General features: G+C 73.0%; 15 protein-coding genes. 3 read left to right on the forward strand and 12 right to left on the reverse strand.

Going from position 1 to position 16638, the window contains the following annotated elements:
* Window positions 1-2: 2 nt before the first annotated feature.
* The 6 genes from ACZ597_RS04350 to ACZ597_RS04375 all read right to left on the reverse strand — a co-directional run bounded on the left by ACZ597_RS04350 (window position 3) and on the right by ACZ597_RS04375 (window position 5542).
* Window positions 3-374 (reverse strand): hypothetical protein, encoded by a 372-nt coding sequence (locus ACZ597_RS04350; RefSeq protein WP_471324718.1) that lies wholly within the window; start codon window positions 372-374, stop codon window positions 3-5.
* Complete coding sequence (locus ACZ597_RS04355; RefSeq protein WP_471324720.1) at window positions 364-2106, reverse strand: hypothetical protein; 1743 nt, start codon at window positions 2104-2106, stop codon at window positions 364-366. Before ACZ597_RS04355 ends, ACZ597_RS04350 begins: the two co-directional genes overlap by 11 nt.
* A 136-nt stretch (window positions 2107-2242) precedes the next feature.
* Window positions 2243-3232 carry a malate dehydrogenase gene (locus ACZ597_RS04360; RefSeq protein WP_471324723.1) on the reverse strand — a complete coding sequence of 330 codons (990 nt, stop codon included), beginning with the start codon at window positions 3230-3232 and terminating at the stop codon, window positions 2243-2245.
* A 225-nt stretch (window positions 3233-3457) separates the two neighbouring features.
* Complete coding sequence (locus tag ACZ597_RS04365; protein ID WP_471324726.1) at window positions 3458-4018, reverse strand: Rossmann-fold NAD(P)-binding domain-containing protein; 561 nt, start codon at window positions 4016-4018, stop codon at window positions 3458-3460.
* A 50-nt stretch (window positions 4019-4068) separates the two neighbouring features.
* The gene (locus tag ACZ597_RS04370; protein ID WP_471324729.1) at window positions 4069-4674 is read right to left on the reverse strand and encodes a DUF3017 domain-containing protein; all 606 of its coding nucleotides are present in this window, start codon (window positions 4672-4674) and stop codon (window positions 4069-4071) included.
* A gap of 7 nt (window positions 4675-4681) precedes the next feature.
* Window positions 4682-5542, reverse strand: a complete 861-nt coding sequence (locus ACZ597_RS04375; protein WP_471324731.1) for a bifunctional methylenetetrahydrofolate dehydrogenase/methenyltetrahydrofolate cyclohydrolase — start codon at window positions 5540-5542, stop codon at window positions 4682-4684.
* Between the two features lie 252 nt (window positions 5543-5794).
* On the opposite strand from ACZ597_RS04375, the gene ACZ597_RS04380 reads away from it, so the two are divergent.
* The gene (locus ACZ597_RS04380) at window positions 5795-6541 is read left to right on the forward strand and encodes an RDD family protein (protein ID WP_471324734.1); all 747 of its coding nucleotides are present in this window, start codon (window positions 5795-5797) and stop codon (window positions 6539-6541) included.
* 100 nt (window positions 6542-6641) lie between these two features.
* Here the strand turns inward: ACZ597_RS04380 and purH are convergent, their stop codons facing one another.
* Window positions 6642-8219, reverse strand: a complete 1578-nt coding sequence (purH, locus tag ACZ597_RS04385; protein WP_471324737.1) for a bifunctional phosphoribosylaminoimidazolecarboxamide formyltransferase/IMP cyclohydrolase — start codon at window positions 8217-8219, stop codon at window positions 6642-6644.
* Window positions 8216-8839, reverse strand: a complete 624-nt coding sequence (purN, locus tag ACZ597_RS04390) for a phosphoribosylglycinamide formyltransferase (RefSeq protein WP_470967611.1) — start codon at window positions 8837-8839, stop codon at window positions 8216-8218. Before purN ends, purH begins: the two co-directional genes overlap by 4 nt.
* Window positions 8840-9088: 249 nt before the next feature.
* On the opposite strand from purN, the gene ACZ597_RS04395 reads away from it, so the two are divergent.
* Window positions 9089-9667, forward strand: a complete 579-nt coding sequence (locus ACZ597_RS04395) for a hypothetical protein (protein WP_471324741.1) — start codon at window positions 9089-9091, stop codon at window positions 9665-9667.
* A 216-nt stretch (window positions 9668-9883) separates the two neighbouring features.
* On the opposite strand, the gene ACZ597_RS04400 is transcribed toward ACZ597_RS04395, so the two are convergent.
* Complete coding sequence (locus ACZ597_RS04400; RefSeq protein WP_471324744.1) at window positions 9884-11377, reverse strand: cell division protein PerM; 1494 nt, start codon at window positions 11375-11377, stop codon at window positions 9884-9886.
* Window positions 11378-11496: 119 nt separating this feature from the next.
* On the opposite strand from ACZ597_RS04400, the gene ACZ597_RS04405 reads away from it, so the two are divergent.
* Entirely contained in the window at window positions 11497-13014 is a 1518-nt protein-coding gene (locus ACZ597_RS04405; protein ID WP_471324747.1) for a helix-turn-helix domain-containing protein, read from the forward strand.
* A 67-nt stretch (window positions 13015-13081) separates the two neighbouring features.
* Here the strand turns inward: ACZ597_RS04405 and sucD are convergent, their stop codons facing one another.
* The 3 genes from sucD to ACZ597_RS04420 form a co-directional block, all read right to left on the reverse strand.
* Window positions 13082-13972: a succinate--CoA ligase subunit alpha gene (gene sucD / locus ACZ597_RS04410; protein ID WP_365158006.1), complete on the reverse strand. Its 891-nt coding sequence runs from the start codon at window positions 13970-13972 to the stop codon at window positions 13082-13084.
* Window positions 13973-13993: 21 nt separating this feature from the next.
* The gene (gene sucC / locus ACZ597_RS04415; RefSeq protein WP_471324750.1) at window positions 13994-15172 is read right to left on the reverse strand and encodes an ADP-forming succinate--CoA ligase subunit beta; all 1179 of its coding nucleotides are present in this window, start codon (window positions 15170-15172) and stop codon (window positions 13994-13996) included.
* A gap of 263 nt (window positions 15173-15435) precedes the next feature.
* Window positions 15436-16581 (reverse strand): VWA domain-containing protein, encoded by a 1146-nt coding sequence (locus tag ACZ597_RS04420; protein ID WP_471324753.1) that lies wholly within the window; start codon window positions 16579-16581, stop codon window positions 15436-15438.
* Window positions 16582-16638: the final 57 nt, after the last annotated feature.

A 16638-nucleotide genomic window follows, 5' to 3' on the forward strand; every position in this document is an offset into this window, starting at 1 on the left:
GGTCAGCCTCCCAGCGAGGCGAGCAGCCCGCCCAGCGCGGTGGCCGCGCTCACCGTCTCCACCAGCGGGGCCCACCGCTCCAGTGCCCCGCGCAGCCGCGCCGGCAGGCCGGGCCGGATCTCCCCGGACTCCTCCAGGTCCGCGGCCGCGTCCTCCAGTTCCGCGTCGAGCTCCCCCCGCCCGCTGCTGCGGGGCATGCGCACGAGCTCCGTGCGGAGCCCGCGTACGGCCTCCAGCAGCTCCGCGGCACTGGGCGCGCGCTCGGTACCGCTGTTGTTGTGGACGGTGTTGGTGTTGTTGCTGCCGCCGATGCTGAAGGCGCTGTTGTTGACGTCGCCGAACTGGACCGGGCGGTCCTCGCCGTTACTTGCCACCGCTGCTCCCCTTGCCGCTCGTACCGCCCCCGGCGGTGTTGTGGTGTCCGGTGCCGCCGACGCTGAACGCGCTGTTGCTCACCGACTGGATGAAGGTGGCCCCCTCGGCCACGTGGATCGCGCGCTGCGCGAATTCCTCGGTGTGCCAGCCCGCTTCGTGCAGGGCGACGGTAACCCCGCCGACGACCCGGTCCTGAATGGTTTTCAGATACCGGTCGAGGTCCATGAGGTGGAAGAGCGAGCCGTCGTCCATGGCGGCGATCTCCCGCACCGACAGCCGGGGCCCCTCGGGGCGGGCGCCGCCGTGGCCGCCGGTGATGATCCGCCACCAGGTGGCGAGTCCCCGGAACAGGCTCGCGACGGATCCCCAGAACGATCCGGGGGTGGCGGCGAGCGCCGCGACGGCCTTGCCGAGCCAGTTGTTGTTCAGGAAGCGCTGGGCGTCCGCGTCGGCGTTCTGGAAGACGGTCCGTACGGGAAGCAGCACGTGCGGGGCGACTTCCAGCATCAGCATGCCGCCCTGGGTGTGGACCCGTACGAACAAGGTGACCACGAGGTTCTCGTCCCAGCCGCCGACCCGGATGCGCAGGAAGTGCCTGCGCCGCTCCCCGCCCTCCTCCATGGCGCCGAGGCGGTGCGCGGTGAACGCGTCCCGCACCAGCCGGGCCTTGTCCCGGTGCGGGAGCCCCGCGGCCGGAATGAACACGCATTCGTCCACGACCAGCTCGCGGAGCCGGTCCAGTACGTCGGCCTGTGCCTGTGCCGAGCCGTGCGGGGACGGCACGCGCAGGGCCAGGAGCAGCGGCACGATGCGCTTGACGATGTCGGCGTTGGTGACCAGCTGCGGTTTGCGGCCGCCGCCGAGGTCCTCGCGGGGGCGCAGCTCGACGGACAGCTGCCAGGGGCGGTAGGCGTTCCCGGCCCCTGTGAACGGGCCGTTGATGTCGTACATGATCAGTGCCGAGTGCTGCTCGCCGCGGATCCGGTCGAGGACGCGGGCGAAGCGGGGGTTCTCCGTGACGGGGTCGGCGGACTGGTCGGCGTAGCGGTCCGGGCTGAGCTCCCGGGCGACGAGTCGGGCACCGTGGCCGCGCTGGAGCGCCACCAGGGTGACGACGGCCGCGAATACCGGCGGGGTCAGCCACACGGCCAGGGGCGGCGAGTCGTCGGAGCCGCCGGAGTCGTCGTAACCGGCGTAGCCGTCGTAACCGCTGGAGGAGTCGGAGAACAGCGATCCGAAGAGTCCGGCCCCGCCGTCCGACAGGGCCGACCAGAGGAAGAAGAGGGTGAAGGCGAGCATCACCCACGCGCACGTCCTGACCATGATGGACAGGAACCGCATGAGCAGGCTCCGCTTGCCCCGGAGCCAGTTGGCGAAGCTCAGCAGCAGGAAGGGGACGAGCAGCGAGCTGAGCATCCCGCTGGTCAGCAGGGAACCCACGAACCAGGCACCGACGATTCCACCGGCCCACGCCAGCTCGATGCGCCGGGCGCGCAGCGCGTGGGCGAGGACGCGGGTGGCGTCGAAGCCGTACGAGGGGGCGGCGATCCGCTCCTCGTGGACGTACAGCTCGTCGATCACCCGGTCGCGGTAGGTGCCGTCGAGGTAGGTTCCCGCGCACAGCAGGCGGCCGGCCTCGCTGACGGAGGGGTGTACCGGCGGACGGCCGCCGTGCGGGTCGGTTCCGGCGTCACCGCCGCCGGACTGAGGGGGAATCAGGTGGTCGGTCACCGGGCGACCTTATTTTCCGCCTACAGGGATGGACAGGTGCTTTTACGCCAAAGCGCCCCGACCGGGTTTGGACGGGGCGCTTCGGGATTCGTACCGGTCAGGCCTTCAGGTGAAGGGCCTGGTCAGGACGGGTTGATCAGATCAGGCCGAGCTCGCGGACCGCGTCGCGCTCCTCGACGAGCTCCGCCACGGACGCGTCGATGCGCGCACGGGAGAACTCGTTGATCTCCAGGTCCTGGACGATCTCGTACTTGCCGTCCTTGGTGGTGACGGGGAAGGAGGAGATGATGCCCTCCGGGACGCCGTAGGAGCCGTCCGACGGGATGCCCATCGAGGTCCAGTCGCCCGCGGCGGTGCCGTTGACCCAGGTGTGCACGTGGTCGATGGCGGCGTTGGCGGCCGAGGCGGCCGAGGAGGCGCCACGGGCGTCGATGATCGCGGCGCCGCGCTTGGCGACGGTCGGGATGAAGCTGTCGGCGAGCCACGCCTGGTCGCCCACGACCTCGGCGGCGTTCTTGCCGGCGATCTCCGCGTGGAAGATGTCCGGGTACTGGGTCGCCGAGTGGTTGCCCCAGATGGTGAGGCGCTTGATGTCGGTGACGTCCGAGCCGGTCTTCTGGGCCAGCTGCGTGATCGCGCGGTTGTGGTCCAGGCGGGTCATCGCGGTGAAGCGCTCGGCCGGCACGTCCGGGGCGGCGGCCTGCGCGATGAGCGCGTTGGTGTTGGCCGGGTTGCCCACGACCAGGACCTTGATGTCGTCCGCGGCGTGCGCGTTGATCGCGGCGCCCTGCGGCTTGAAGATGCCGCCGTTGGCGGCGAGCAGGTCGCCGCGCTCCATGCCCTTGGTACGCGGGCGGGCGCCCACGAGCAGCGCGACGTTGGCGCCGGCGAAGCCCTGGTTCGGGTCGTCGAAGATGTCGATGCCCTTGAGCAGCGGGAAGGCGCAGTCGTCGAGCTCCATGGCGGTGCCCTCGGCGGCCTTCATGCCCTGGGGGATCTCCAGGAGGCGGAGCTTGACCGGCACGTCCGCGCCGAGCAGGTGGCCGGACGCGATGCGGAAGAGCAGCGCGTAGCCGATCTGGCCGGCGGCGCCGGTGACAGTGACATTCACGGGAGTGCGGGTCATGGCCTTCTCCGTTAGACAGCTGGCGGTGGGGCGTCCCCGCCCCATGTGCTGGACCCCAATTGCTGGGGAGGACGCCGCTCCCCTGTCCTGTGAATCTTGACGTGAAGAGACATCCGCGGTCAGGCTATCCGACCCGCGGGGCCCCCAACCCCCCGGACCCTGTGGTCCACGGCACACGAACGCCCGGGTTCGGAGGTTTCGAAGGTCCGGACGGGTGTACGGCCCCTACTCCACCCGGAAGACCTCCCCGGTCCGGTGCCCTTCCACGGACTTGACGTAGGCGTTCGCCGCGCGGGCGACCGGCACCGGGTCGAATCCGGCGAAGGCGTCCCCGTACGCGTCGAGGGACTCCGTGAAGACGGTCGGGCTGACGGCGTTGATCCGCTGGCGGCCCGGGAGCTCGATGGCGGCGGCCCGCACGAAGGCCTCGACCGCGCCGTTGACGAGGGAGGCGACCGATCCGGTGAGCAGCGGTTCGCGCGCGAGGATCCCGGTGACCAGGGTGAAGGAGGCGTGCGCGGGGAGCCGGGCGGCACCCTGGCGGACCAGCTCGACCTGGCTGACGGCCTTGCCCTCCAGGCCCTCGCGGACATCGGCGGTGCTCAGCTCGGACAGCGGGCGCCACGGGACGTGCTCCGACCTGCGGGCGGGGCTGTGGCTGGTCGCCGCCGGGCGGGCCGCGTCGGTGCTGCCGAAGCTGCTGTGCGACGCGCCGCCGCCCGGCACGGCGGTGGTGGAGCTGCCGGGCCGGGGGCGGACCCTCCAGGCGCTGGTCCGGGCCGGCACGGAGGCCCGCCCGGCGGTCGCCGCGGCCCTGGGCGCGCTGGTGGAGGTGACTAGCGGACGGTGAAGCGGACCGCGCTCTCCAGGAAGGGGATGTGCAGCCACGGCCCGGGTTCCATGACCAGCGCGAGCAGCGTGATGGCCACGCCGAGCACCCCGTACGTGATCATGTCCGTGAAGCGGGAGCGCACCGCGAGCATGCCCACCGAGGGCAGGACGCGCCGCATCACCGCCGCCGCGATCAGCGCGACGCCGATCACCAGGCAGCCGACCCGCGGGTGCCCCACCGCCGTGGTCAGCAGCCCCACCGCGGTGGCGGCGAGGACGCTGAGCATCGGCCACTGACGGGCCGGCGTGGACACCGCCCCAGGGATGGCGCGGCCGCCGCCCTCGGGGCGGGCCGTGTCCTGGGTGACGGTGGGGAAGCGCCGGGACCGCGCGACGGACGGAGCGGGCCTCTCCGCCCCCGGTTCCCGGCGGGGCGCGGACTCCGGTGCCTGCTCGGGTCCGGACTCCGGGGTCTTCCCCGGCCCGGCCTCCGGCGCCTTCCCGGTGCCGGACCCTGGGGCGGATCCGGGGCCGGACCCGGGGCCCGCGGCCGCCGGCGTACCGCCGTCCGGGCGGGGCGCCCCGCCGGGCGCCCCGTCCGTACCGCTCACGTCGTGCTCAGCCCGCACTGGTGGTCCGCTCCGCCGCCTCGACGACGTTCACCAGCAGCTGCGCGCGCGTCATCGGGCCGACACCGCCCGGGTTCGGGGAGAGCCAGCCCGCCACCTCGGCGACGCCCGGATGGACGTCCCCGACGATCTTGCCGTTCTCGTCGCGGCTGACGCCGACGTCGAGCACCGCCGCGCCGGGCTTCACGTCCTCCGGCTTCACCAGGTGCGGGACGCCCGCCGCCGCGACGACGACGTCCGCCTGGCGCAGCAGCCCGGCGAGGTCGCGCGTACCCGTGTGGCACAGCGTCACGGTGGCGTTCTCGGACTTGCGGGTCAGCAGCAGCCCGATGGAGCGGCCGACGGTGATGCCCCGTCCGAGTACGACGACGTGCGCGCCGTTGATCTCGACCCCGTGGTGGCGCAGCAGCTCGACGATCCCGTACGGGGTGCAGGGCAGCGGGCCCTGCTCGTTCAGGACCAGCCGGCCCAGCGACATCGGGTGCAGGCCGTCGGCGTCCTTGGCCGGGTCCATCAGCTCCAGGACACGGTTGGTGTCGATGCCCTTGGGCAGCGGGAGTTGGACGATATAGCCCGTGCAGTCCGGATTGTCGTTCAGCTCGCGCACGACCGCCTCGATGTCCTCCTGGGAGGCCGTCGCGGGCAGTTCGCGCTGGATGGAGGCGATGCCGACCTCGGCGCAGTCCTTGTGCTTGCCGTTGACGTACCAGCGGCTGCCCGGGTCGTCGCCGACCAGCAGCGTGCCGAGGCCGGGGGTGACGCCCCGGGCCTTCAGCTGCTCCACACGGGCCTTCAGTTCGGATTTGATCGCGGCCGCGGTGGCCTTGCCATCGAGAATCTGGGCGGTCATGGGGGCATCCTCCCGGATGGGGCGGCCCGGCTTCCACTCGGACGTCGGCCGGATCGCGCTCTTGATTGCACTTGCACAACAAGTCTGGCCCGCCCTGGCAACCAACTGGACAAGCCCGGTGCGGGCCCACCACGATGACGGGCAGCAAGACGATCGGAAAGAGTGCCGCGGGCAGTGCCGGGGGGCGTACCGCAGAAGCAAGTGTCCTCCAGCGTGCCGTGCGTCCCCGCACTTCACGGAGGAAAGACCCAGATGAGCTTCGGCGACCCGAACAACCCCTACGGGCAGCAGCAGCCGCCGCAGGGCCAGCCCGGCTACGGCTACCCGCAGCAGGCCCCGCAGGGCGTCCCGCCGCAGGGCCAGCCCGGTTACGGCTACCCGCAGCAGGGCCAGCAGCCCTACGGCGTCCCGCCCCAGGCGCCGGGTACCCTCCAGGCCAACAACGGCTACATCAACGTCGCGGGCCTCGGCACCGTCCAGGTCGCCACGATGGGCCGCCGCTTCGGCGCCCGTCTGATCGACGGCCTGATCATCGGTGTCATCTACTTCATCCTGAGCTCCGTCGTGTTCGCGGGCGCCTTCAGTGCGGCCAGCGACATCAAGGACTGCACGGGCATCGACCCGCTGTCCCCCGAGTACAGCACCTGCCTCAACGAGGCGTCGGCCCAGGCCGGCGAGGCCGCGGGCGGCATCTTCGCGGCCTTCTTCGGCGTTCTGCTCATCCTCGGTCTCACCACCCTGCTCTACGAATGGCTGATGATCGCCTTCGTCGGCGCCACCGTCGGCAAGATGGCCCTCGGCCTGAAGGTCGTCAAGGAGAACACGGGTCAGAACCCGGGCATCGGCGGCGGCTTCATCCGCTGGATCATCCCGATGGTCGGCTCCGTCCTCTGCGGCATCGGCCAGATCCTGGTCTACCTCTCCCCCTTCTTCGACAACTCGGGCAAGCTCCAGGGCTGGCACGACCGTGCCGCGGGCACGATCGTCGTCAAGAAGTAAGCACCACCTGTTCACGGCGAAGGCCGCGTCCCGCACTGCGGGACGCGGCCTTCGCCGTTGCTGCTCTACCGGCCTACCCGGCCTACCGGGTCGCCCGGTGTCAGTGGAAGAAGTGGCGCGTACCGGTGAAGTACATCGTCACGCCGGCCTTCTTCGCGGCCTCGACGACCTGCTCGTCGCGGACCGAACCACCCGGCTGGACCACGGCCTTGACGCCGGCGGCGGTCAGGATCTCCAGCCCGTCCGGGAAGGGGAAGAAGGCGTCCGAGGCCGCGTACGAGCCCTGCGCGCGCTCGGCGCCCGCCCGCTCGACGGCGAGCTTCGCCGAGTCGACGCGGTTGACCTGGCCCATGCCGACGCCGACCGAGGCGCCGTCCTTGGCGAGCAGGATCGCGTTGGACTTGACGGCGCGGCAGGCCTTCCAGGCGAAGGACAGCTCGGCCAGCTCCTCGGCGGACAGCGCCTCGCCCGTGGCCAGGGTCCAGTTCGCCGGGTCGTCGCCCTCGGCCTGGAGGCGGTCGGTGACCTGGAGCAGTGCGCCGCCGTCGATCGGCTTGACCTCGACCGGGTTGGCCGGGGCGCCCTCGGCGCGCAGCACGCGGATGTTCTTCTTGCGGGCCAGTACCTCGACGGCGCCGTCCTCGTAGGCCGGGGCCACGATGACCTCGGTGAAGATCTCGGAGACCTGCTCGGCCAGCTCCACCGTCACCGGGCGGTTGACGGCGATGACGCCGCCGAACGCGGAGAGCGGGTCGCAGGCGTGCGCCTTGCGGTGCGCCTCGGCGACGTCGGCACCGGTCGCGATGCCGCACGGGTTGGCGTGCTTGATGATCGCGACGCAGGGGTCGGCGTGGTCGTACGCGGCCCGGCGCGCGGCGTCGGTGTCCGTGTAGTTATTGTACGACATCTCCTTGCCGTGCAGCTGCTCCGCCTCGGCCAGGCCGCCCGTGCCGTCGACGTAGAGCGCGGCGCCCTGGTGCGGGTTCTCGCCGTAGCGCAGCACGTTGTTCCGCGCGTACGTGGCGCCCAGGAAGTCGGGGAAGCCGGATTCGTCCGCGGCGGCGTAGTCGTCGGCGAACCAGGACGCGACGGCCACGTCGTACGCGGCGGTGTGCTGGAAGGCCTCGGCCGCGAGCCGCTTGCGGGCGGTCAGGTCGAAGCCGCCGCCCTGGGCGGCCGCGAGGACGTCGGCGTAGCGGGCGGGGCTGGTGACGACCGCGACCGAGGGGTGGTTCTTGGCGGCGGCGCGGACCATCGAGGGGCCGCCGATGTCGATCTGCTCGACGCACTCGTCGGGGGTGGCGCCGGAGGCGACGGTCTCCCGGAACGGGTACAGGTTGACGATCACCAGGTCGAAGGGCTCCACGCCCAGCTCGGCGAGCTGGTTGCGGTGGTCCTCCAGGCGCAGGTCGGCGAGGATGCCGGCGTGCACGCGGGGGTGGAGGGTCTTGACTCGGCCGTCGAGGCACTCGGGGAAGCCGGTGAGCTCCTCGACCTTGGTGACGGGCACCCCGGCGGCGGCGATCTTCGACGCGGTGGAGCCCGTCGAGACGAGCGCGACGCCCGCCTCGTGCAGGCCGCGGGCCAGCTCTTCCAGTCCCGTCTTGTCGTAGACACTCACGAGCGCGCGGCGGATCGGCCGCTGGGTCGTAGCCGTCGTCGTTTCGTTGGCGGTCACTGGATTGTTACCTTTCGTCCCTCAATGCGGTAGCCGTGCCGGGCCAGGCGCCCCACGACGTCGACGAGCAGCTGGCGCTCGACTTCCTTGATGCGCTCATGGAGCGCGGCTTCGTCCTCCCCGTCCCGGATCTCCACGACACCCTGGGCGATGATCGGACCGGTGTCCACGCCGCTGTCCACGAAGTGGACCGTGCAGCCGGTGACCTTCGCCCCGTACGCGAGGGCGTCGCGCACCCCGTGCGCGCCGGGGAAGGCCGGGAGGAGGGCGGGGTGGGTGTTGACGAACCGGCCGCCGAAGCGGTCGATGAAGCTCTTGCCGACGATCTTCATGAACCCGGCGGAGACGACGAGGTCCGGTGCGTGGGCGTCGGTCGCCTCGGTGAGCGCGGCGTCCCACTCCTCGCGGCTGCCGTAGGCCTTCACCGGACACACGAAGGTCGGGATCCCCGCCTTCTCGGCCCGCTCCAGACCGGCGATGTTGTCGCGGTCGGCGCCGACGGCGACGACCTCGGCCCCGAAACCCTCGGCTCCGCCGGGGTGGGCCTCGATGGCGTCGAGCAGGGCCTGGAGGTTGGTGCCGGAGCCGGAAACCAGCACGACCAGGCGGGAGGCGGCCATGGGAGGCCCTTTCTCACAGGATTTGCGACGTTCGTCTTGTGCGGTCATACGAAACTTCGGGGTACCGATATACGGGGAACCATACGAAGCCACCGACCGCCTGCAACGATACCGGCACACCGGACCGCCCCCGAGGGACGGGGGGACGGCCGGGCGGTAGCGTCTGGCGTACAAGCCGCGAACCACGCGGAACGCGCCCTCGTACGCGGGGCGCGCACCGCCCACGACACAGGGGAAGTCACACACTCGATGCCGGACCGCCGCCAGCCCGACCCCTCGACCGACGACAACCCCTTCGCGGCGCCCCCGGAGGACCGGCCCGACCAGCCGTGGCAGCCCCGGCAGCCGCCGCGGCCACAGGACGGCGGCGGTCCGGGCGGCGGCGGCCCCACGGAACCCGGCGAGGGCGGCCCGGCCCGGTGGGACCCCATGGACCCGGTCCAGCGGCGCGCCCGCTACGCGCTCCTCGCGGGCATGTGGGGCTTCTTCTTCGGCATCTTCGGGATCCCGTCGGTCGGGCTGCTGCTGGGCGCGCTGGCCATGTACTGGGGCATCAGCGCCCTCCGCGGCCGCCCGGCGACGGACGCGAACCCCGGCGGCCTGTCCGCCCTCGGCCCGGCGGCCCGCCCCCAGCGCGCGGCGGCGGTGAGCGGCCTGGTCACGGCCTCGCTGGCCCTGCTGCTGGCGGGCAGCTCGTACGCACTACAGCTGGCGTACAAGGACTTCTACATCTGCCGCGACGACGCCCTGACCCGCACGGCGGAACTGGAATGCAACACCCTCCTCCCGGACAACGTGGTCGGCAAGATCCTCAAGGTCCAACGCTGACCGACGCCGGCGAAATCCAGCCCCGCCGGCGTTCGAGGCGCGGGGGGTCGGGGGCGGAGCCCCCAAGGGGTCCGGGGCGGAGCCCCCAGGGGGTCCGGGGCGCAGCCCCCAGGGGGTCCGGGGCGCAGCCCCCAGGGGGTCCGGGGCGCAGCCCCGGGGAACGGGCGAAGGGCGGGTAGGGGAACTCGCCCCGCGCAGCGGCGGCCCCTCCCCGGGTTAGGACTCCGGCCGCCGCCGCGCGAGCACCCGCGCCCCCACCACGGGCACGGGGAGCAACGGTTCCGCAGCGGGCACCGGAGCAACCGGAGCAACCGGAGCCGGCACCGGCACCGGCACCGCGGGAGCAACCAACGGCTCGGCCGCCCTCCGCAACGCCTCCCACCGGAGCTCCCGCACCCCCGAGTCGTGCCAGGCGTCCCCCTCCGGCCCATCCCCCGCGGAACGCACCGGCCGGGTCCGCCACACCTGCACCCCCACCGCCAGCGGCACGGCCAGCACCAGCGTCCACCCCGCCGCCGCACCCCCCACCGCCCACCACACCGGCCCGACACCGGCCAGCGCCCGCGACCCCAGCGGGCCCGCCGAGGCCGCCGCGAGGCCCGCCATCCCGAGCCCGCACACCACCGCGCCCAGGGCCGCCGTCAGCGCGGTCTCCCCGTACGAGACCTCCCGCGCCCGCCGCACCGCGAACCACCCCACCGTCAGCCCCGCCGCCACCGGCAGCCCCAGCGCCGCCCACGTCAGCGGGGTCCCCGGCCCCGCCGCCGGCAGCGCCGCCAGCAGCGGGAACCTCGGCAGCGCCGCCGCCCCCTCCAGCCCGAGCGGGGTCGCCACCGCCCCGGCGCCGAGCGCGAACCCGGGCCCGAGCCCGTACGCCGCGCCCCACACCATGGCGTTCGGGACCAGCGCCAGAGAGAGCAGCAGCACCGCGAACCGCCCGGACCACACCCCGGTCAGCGCCAGGAAGGAGTTCTGCACCTCCGCCCCGTGCCACGCCAGCGAGACCCCGACGAGCAGGGCCCCGCCACCCAGCAGGACGAGCACCCCTGCCGCGCCGGCGCGCAGCGCCAGCGCGTACCGGGGTCGGCCCACGGCCCGGCGTACGCCGCCCGGAACCCACTCCGGCAGGGGTCCCGGCGGCCTGCCCTTGGCCGCCCACACCCCGCCGGCGGCGGCGAACACGGCCACCAGCGGCACGTGCCAGGCCGCGCTGAGCGGGTCCGCCGGCATCGGCCCGCCGGCCGCGTACACGGTGGCGAACGCACCGACCGTCAGGTAGCCGCAGGTCACGGCGGAGAACACGGCGGCGGCCGGCAGCACCTCGTCCCCCTCCGCCCCGGCGGCGTCGCCCGAGGCACTGCCGAGCCGGGCCGCGCGCCGCATGAGCAGCACGGGCAGCGCCACGAGCAGCAGCGGGACCAGGCCGACGGGGGCGGGCACCCCGGAGAGGGTCTCGTAGCGGACGAGTTCGGTGCCGTGGGCCATCAGCCACAGCCCGGCGGCGAGGTGCAGCGCGCCGCCGGGGCCGCTGTCGGGGTAGGGGGAGCTGATCCACAGCACGATCACGAGCACGGCGAGGAAGCCGAGCCCCAGTCCGGCGGCCACGGCGCCGCCCAGTACGCAGGCGGCGGCCGCCGGAGAACGGCGCCGCGCGGCAGCGGCCCGCGGGGCCTCCTGCAACGGCGTCCCGCGTTCGGTCACTTGGGTCACCTGGCCATGGTGCCCTCGACACGCGCTATGTCCGGGTAACGACCGATTGTCCGTGGTGTCGTTCAAGATACGTTTATGTACTTTATTGCCCAGAGCAGCCGTGTCGCGGGGAGAGTGGCATGACACAAGACGTCGAAGCGTCCTCCGGCTCGGAGCTGGGCCTCCCGTCCCCCAAGGAGCGCCGGTGGCTGCGCGAGTCGGGCGGGCTGACGTACGAGGAGGTCGCGGCGGAGGTCGGCGTCACGGCGGCCACCGTCCACTCCTGGGAGTGCGGCCGCACCGAGCCCCGCGGGCGCACGCGCGCAGCCTACGCGGCCCTCCTGGACCGGCTCGCGGCCGCCGGGGCCACCGGAGCCGCCCCGGAGCGGCCCGTCGCGGCGGGCCCGCCCGCCCACCGGCCCCGGACCGCCGCCAGGCACGCCTCCAAGCCGGCGCCCCACCCGGCACCGGGCCCGGTCGGACCGGCCCCCCACCCGGCCCCGGCGCCGGTCGGACCGGCCCCCCTCCCGGGCTCCCCCGGCCCGCCGCCGCCCACCGCCGCCCCGGCCTGGGCCCGGCCCGCCGACCCCGCCCCCGAGGGCCTGGCCGCCCCGGCCGGCGCCCCTGCCCCTGCCCCGGCCCGCCCGCACCCGGCCGCACCCGAGCCCGCCGCGGCGAAGCCGGCCCCCGCGCCCGCCCCGGCCCCCGCCGCTGAGGAACCGTTTCAGCAGATCGGCTCCGACCAGCCGGACCCCGCGCGGGGGGAGCCCGCCCCCGAAGAGCGCCCGGCCGAGACGTACGCCGCGCCGCCGCGACCGCCGTCCGGGCCCCGCCCGAGACCCCCGCGGGACCCCGCCGAGGCCTTCGACAGCCTCTACGACCACGCCGCGGCCGCGCTCGTCCGCCAGGCCTACCTGCTCACCGGCCGCCGCCGCCTCGCCCTGCACTCGGTCGAAGTGGCGTTCCGCCAGGCCTGGGGCCGCTGGCCCGAGGTGGCCACCGACCGGGACCCCGTCGGCTGGGTGCGCTCGGCCGCGCACGAATACGCCCTCTCCCCCTGGCACCGGTTCCGGCGGGCCCACCGGCACCCCGACAAGCCCCCGGCCGACCCCGCCGACCGGATCCTGCTGGACGCCCTCCTCGCGCTGCCGCCCGTACACCGCCGGACGGTGCTGCTCTACGACGGCGTCGGCCTCGACCTGCCCGACACCGCCGCCGAGACCGAGGCCAGCACCCCGGCCACCGGACACCGGCTGCTGCGCGCGCACGCCGAACTCGCCCGCCGGATCCCCCTGCCGGCGGACGTGACGCCCGAGCGGCGGTCGGCCATGCTGCGCGAGCGGCTCGGCGCGGTGCGGCCCGCCGTGTCCCTGGAGCCGCGCCCGGCGGCCACCGTCCGCACCGTCGGCGAGCGCCGGGCCCGGCGGCTGGCGCGGGCCGCGCTCGTCCTGACCGCGGTGATCGCCACCTCGACGGCGTACACCACCGTCACCGCCCCGGACCACTACGAGCCGCCGATCGCCCCCGGCGCGAGCGTCTCCGGGGTCCCGCCGCTGAGCGGCCCCCCGAGGGTCACCGAGACCAGCCGGGAGCTCCGGGACAGGCTCCGCGCCCACCCGGCCGCCGGCCCCCACCGGCTCCACCCGGGCCTGGAATGAGGAAAGGGCGTGGCCCGCACCCCGAGGGGTGCGGGCCACGCCCGTGCATCCGTATTCGGAAGACCGCTTACTTGGCGGCTTCCAGGATCTCGCGAGCCAGCTTGGCCGTCTCGGTCGGCGTCTTGCCGACCTTGACGCCGGCGGCCTCGAGGGCCTCCTTCTTGGCCTGCGCGGTGCCGGAAGAGCCGGAGACGATGGCGCCGGCGTGGCCCATGGTCTTGCCCTCGGGGGCGGTGAAGCCCGCGACGTAGCCGACGACCGGCTTGGTGACGTTCTTCGCGATGAAGTCCGCCGCACGCTCCTCGGCGTCGCCGCCGATCTCGCCGATCATGACGATGAGCTCGGTCTCCGGGTCGGCCTCGAAGGCCTCCAGGGCGTCGATGTGCGTGGTGCCGATGACCGGGTCGCCACCGATGCCGACGGCGGAGGTGAAGCCGATGTCGCGCAGCTCGTACATCATCTGGTAGGTCAGCGTGCCGGACTTGGACACGAGACCGATCTTGCCGGGCTTGGTGATGTCGCCCGGGATGATGCCGGCGTTGGACTGGCCGGGGGTGATCAGACCCGGGCAGTTCGGGCCGATGATGCGGGTCTTGTTGCCCTTGGCGGTCGCGTACGCCCAGAAGGCGGCGGAGTCGTGCACCGCGATGCCCTCGGTGATGACGACGGCCAGCGGGATCTCGGCGTCGATGGCCTCGACGACGGCGGCCTTGGCGAAGGCCGGCGGGACGAAGAGGACGGAGACGTTGGCGCCCGTCTTCTCCATCGCCTCGGCGACGGAGCCGAAGACCGGGACCTCGGTGCCGTCGAAGTCGACGGTCGTGCCGGCCTTGCGCGGGTTCACGCCGCCGACGATGTTGGTGCCGTCAGCCAGCATCAGCTTGGTGTGCTTCATGCCCGTGGCACCGGTCATGCCCTGGACGATGACCTTGCTGTCCTTGTTGAGGAAGATAGCCATGTGAGTCTGTGACCTCTGCCCTTACTTCGCAGCCGCGAGCTCGGCGGCCTTGTCGGCCGCGCCGTCCATGGTGTCCACGCGCTGCACCAGCGGGTGGTTGGCGTCCGAGAGGATCTTGCGACCCAGCTCGGCGTTGTTGCCGTCGAGGCGGACGACCAGCGGCTTGGTGACCGCCTCGCCCCGGTCCTCGAGCAGCTGCAGCGCCTGGACGATGCCGTTGGCGACCTCGTCACACGCGGTGATGCCACCGAAGACGTTGACGAACACGGACTTGACGTCCGGGTCGCCGAGGATGATCTCGAGGCCGTTGGCCATGACGGCGGCGGAGGCGCCACCGCCGATGTCGAGGAAGTTGGCGGGCTTGACGCCACCGTGGTTCTCACCGGCGTACGCGACGACGTCCAGGGTGCTCATGACGAGACCCGCGCCGTTGCCGATGATGCCGACCTCGCCGTCGAGCTTGACGTAGTTGAGGCCCTTCTCCTTGGCGGCGGCCTCGAGCGGGTTCGCGGCGGCGTGGTCCACGAACTCCTCGTGGGACGGCTGGCGGAACTCGGCGTTCTCGTCGAGCGAGACCTTGCCGTCGAGCGCGATGACCTCACCGGAGGCGACCTTCGCGAGCGGGTTGACCTCGACGAGGAGCGCGTCCTCGGCGATGAAGGTCTTCCACAGGGTCACGAGGACCTCGGCGACCTTCTCGGCGACCTCGGCCGGGAACTTCGCCAGGGCGACGATCTCGCGGGCCTTCTCGATGGTCACGCCCTCGTTGGCGTTCACCGGGACCTTGGCGAGCTTCTCCGGGGTCTCCTCGGCGACCTGCTCGATGTCCATGCCGCCGGCGACCGAGGCCATGGCCAGGAAGGTGCGGTTGGTGCGGTCGAGGAGGTAGGAGACGTAGTACTCCTCCAGGATCTCCGGCGCGGTCTCGGCGATCATCACCTTGTGGACCGTGTGGCCCTTGATGTCCATGCCGAGGATGTCCGTCGCGCGGGCGACGGCCTCGTCCGGGGTGGCGGCGAGCTTCACGCCACCGGCCTTGCCGCGCCCGCCGACCTTCACCTGGGCCTTGACGACCGACTTGCCGCCCAGCTTCTCGGTGGCCTCGCGAGCCGCCTCAGGCGTGTCGATGACTTCACCGGCCAGCACCGGTACACCGTGCTTGGCGAAGAGGTCCCTCGCCTGGTACTCGAACAGGTCCACGCGCGTCCGTCCCTTGTCTTCAAAGATTCGCAGTGATTCGCGGTTTGTCTGCTATCTGCGTGGGCGTGCCGCGGAGGGCAACGTGACGGCGCTGTCACTAGGAAGGCGCACACGGTGACCGTGGACGCGGCATGTCCGTCTCGCAGGTTATCCCCGTGGGACGTAGGTCCCTAAATCACAGATCACACCTGAGCGGTGATACCTGTCACAGATCGCCTCACGGTTGAACTGCGTCTTCGTGTGATCTGCCGACGCCGCGCCCGTCACGGGACCGGCAGGGGGCGCTTCTCCAGCGCGGCCGCCATCACCTCCGGGAACAGGTCGGGGGTGCAGGCGAAGGCGGGCGCACCCAGCGCGGCCAGGGCCGCGGCGTGCTCGCGGTCGTAGGCGGGAGCCCCCTCGTCGGACAGGGCCAGCAGCGTCACGAACTCCACCCCGGCCGCCTTCATCGCGACGACCCGCCCCAGCATCTCGTCACGGATCCCGCCCTCGTAGAGGTCGCTGATCAGGACGACGACCGTGTCGGCCGGTCGGGTGATCTTGGACTGGCAGTAGGCGAGGGCGCGGTTGATGTCGGTGCCGCCGCCCAGCTGGGTGCCGAAGAGGACGTCCACCGGGTCGTCGAGCTGATCGGTCAGGTCGACCACCGCCGTGTCGAAGACGACCAGCCGGGTGGCGATGGACCGCATGGAGGCGAGGACCGCCCCGAAGACGGAGGCGTAGACGACCGAGGCCGCCATCGAGCCCGACTGGTCGATGCAGAGGACCACCTCCTTCTTCACCGCCCGCGAGGCCCGGCCGTAGCCGACGAGCCGCTCGGGGACGACGGTCCGGTGCTCCGGGAGGTAGTTCTTCAGGTTCGCCCGGATGGTCCGGTCCCAGTCGATGTCGTGGTGGCGGGGACGGCTGGTCCGCGCCGAACGGTCCAGCGCGCCCGTCAGCGTGGCCCGGGTGCGCGCCGCGAGCCGCTTCTCCAGTTGTTCCACCACCTTGCGGACCACGGTCCGCGCCGTCTCCCTCGTGGTGTCGGGCATGGCCTTGTTCAGCGACAGCAGGGTGCCGACCAGGTGGACGTCGGGCTCGACCGCCTCCAGCATCTCCGGCTCCAGCAGGAGCGCGGACAGGCCGAGCCGCTCGATGGCGTCCCGCTGCATGACCTGGACCACCGGGCTCGGGAAGTACGTTCGGATGTCCCCGAGCCAGCGCGCCACGCGCGGCGCGGACCCCCCGAGCCCGCCGGACCGCTCCCCCTGCGCCCGGCCTCCCCCGTAGAGCGCCCCGAGCGCCCCGTCCATCGCGGCGTCCCGCCCGCCGAGGGCGCGGCCCGTCCCGTCGCTCTCGCCGCCGAGCACGAGCCGCCACCGCCGCAGCCGCTCGCCCCCGGCGGTTTCCGTGCCGCTCTCCGTCATCTGCCGATCCCCTCTCGTTCCGTGTGTGCCGCTGCGCGGGCGGGACCCCCTCCCCCG

Source organism: Streptomyces sp. NPDC040718, assembly GCF_055593565.1.

Bases quoted from the DNA above. Each gene is read 5' to 3' on its own strand.
- ACZ597_RS04375 (WP_471324731.1), bottom strand. From the start codon at position 5,542: ATGACCGCCCAGATTCTCGATGGCAAGGCCACCGCGGCCGCGATCAAA.
- sucD (WP_365158006.1), bottom strand. From the start codon at position 13,972: ATGGCTATCTTCCTCAACAAGGACAGCAAGGTCATCGTCCAGGGCATG.
- ACZ597_RS04395 (WP_471324741.1), top strand. From the start codon at position 9,089: ATGCCGGACCGCCGCCAGCCCGACCCCTCGACCGACGACAACCCCTTC.
- ACZ597_RS04420 (WP_471324753.1), bottom strand. From the start codon at position 16,581: ATGACGGAGAGCGGCACGGAAACCGCCGGGGGCGAGCGGCTGCGGCGG.
- purN (WP_470967611.1), bottom strand. From the start codon at position 8,839: ATGGCCGCCTCCCGCCTGGTCGTGCTGGTTTCCGGCTCCGGCACCAAC.
- ACZ597_RS04405 (WP_471324747.1), top strand. From the start codon at position 11,497: ATGACACAAGACGTCGAAGCGTCCTCCGGCTCGGAGCTGGGCCTCCCG.
- ACZ597_RS04360 (WP_471324723.1), bottom strand. From the start codon at position 3,232: ATGACCCGCACTCCCGTGAATGTCACTGTCACCGGCGCCGCCGGCCAG.
- ACZ597_RS04380 (WP_471324734.1), top strand. From the start codon at position 5,795: ATGAGCTTCGGCGACCCGAACAACCCCTACGGGCAGCAGCAGCCGCCG.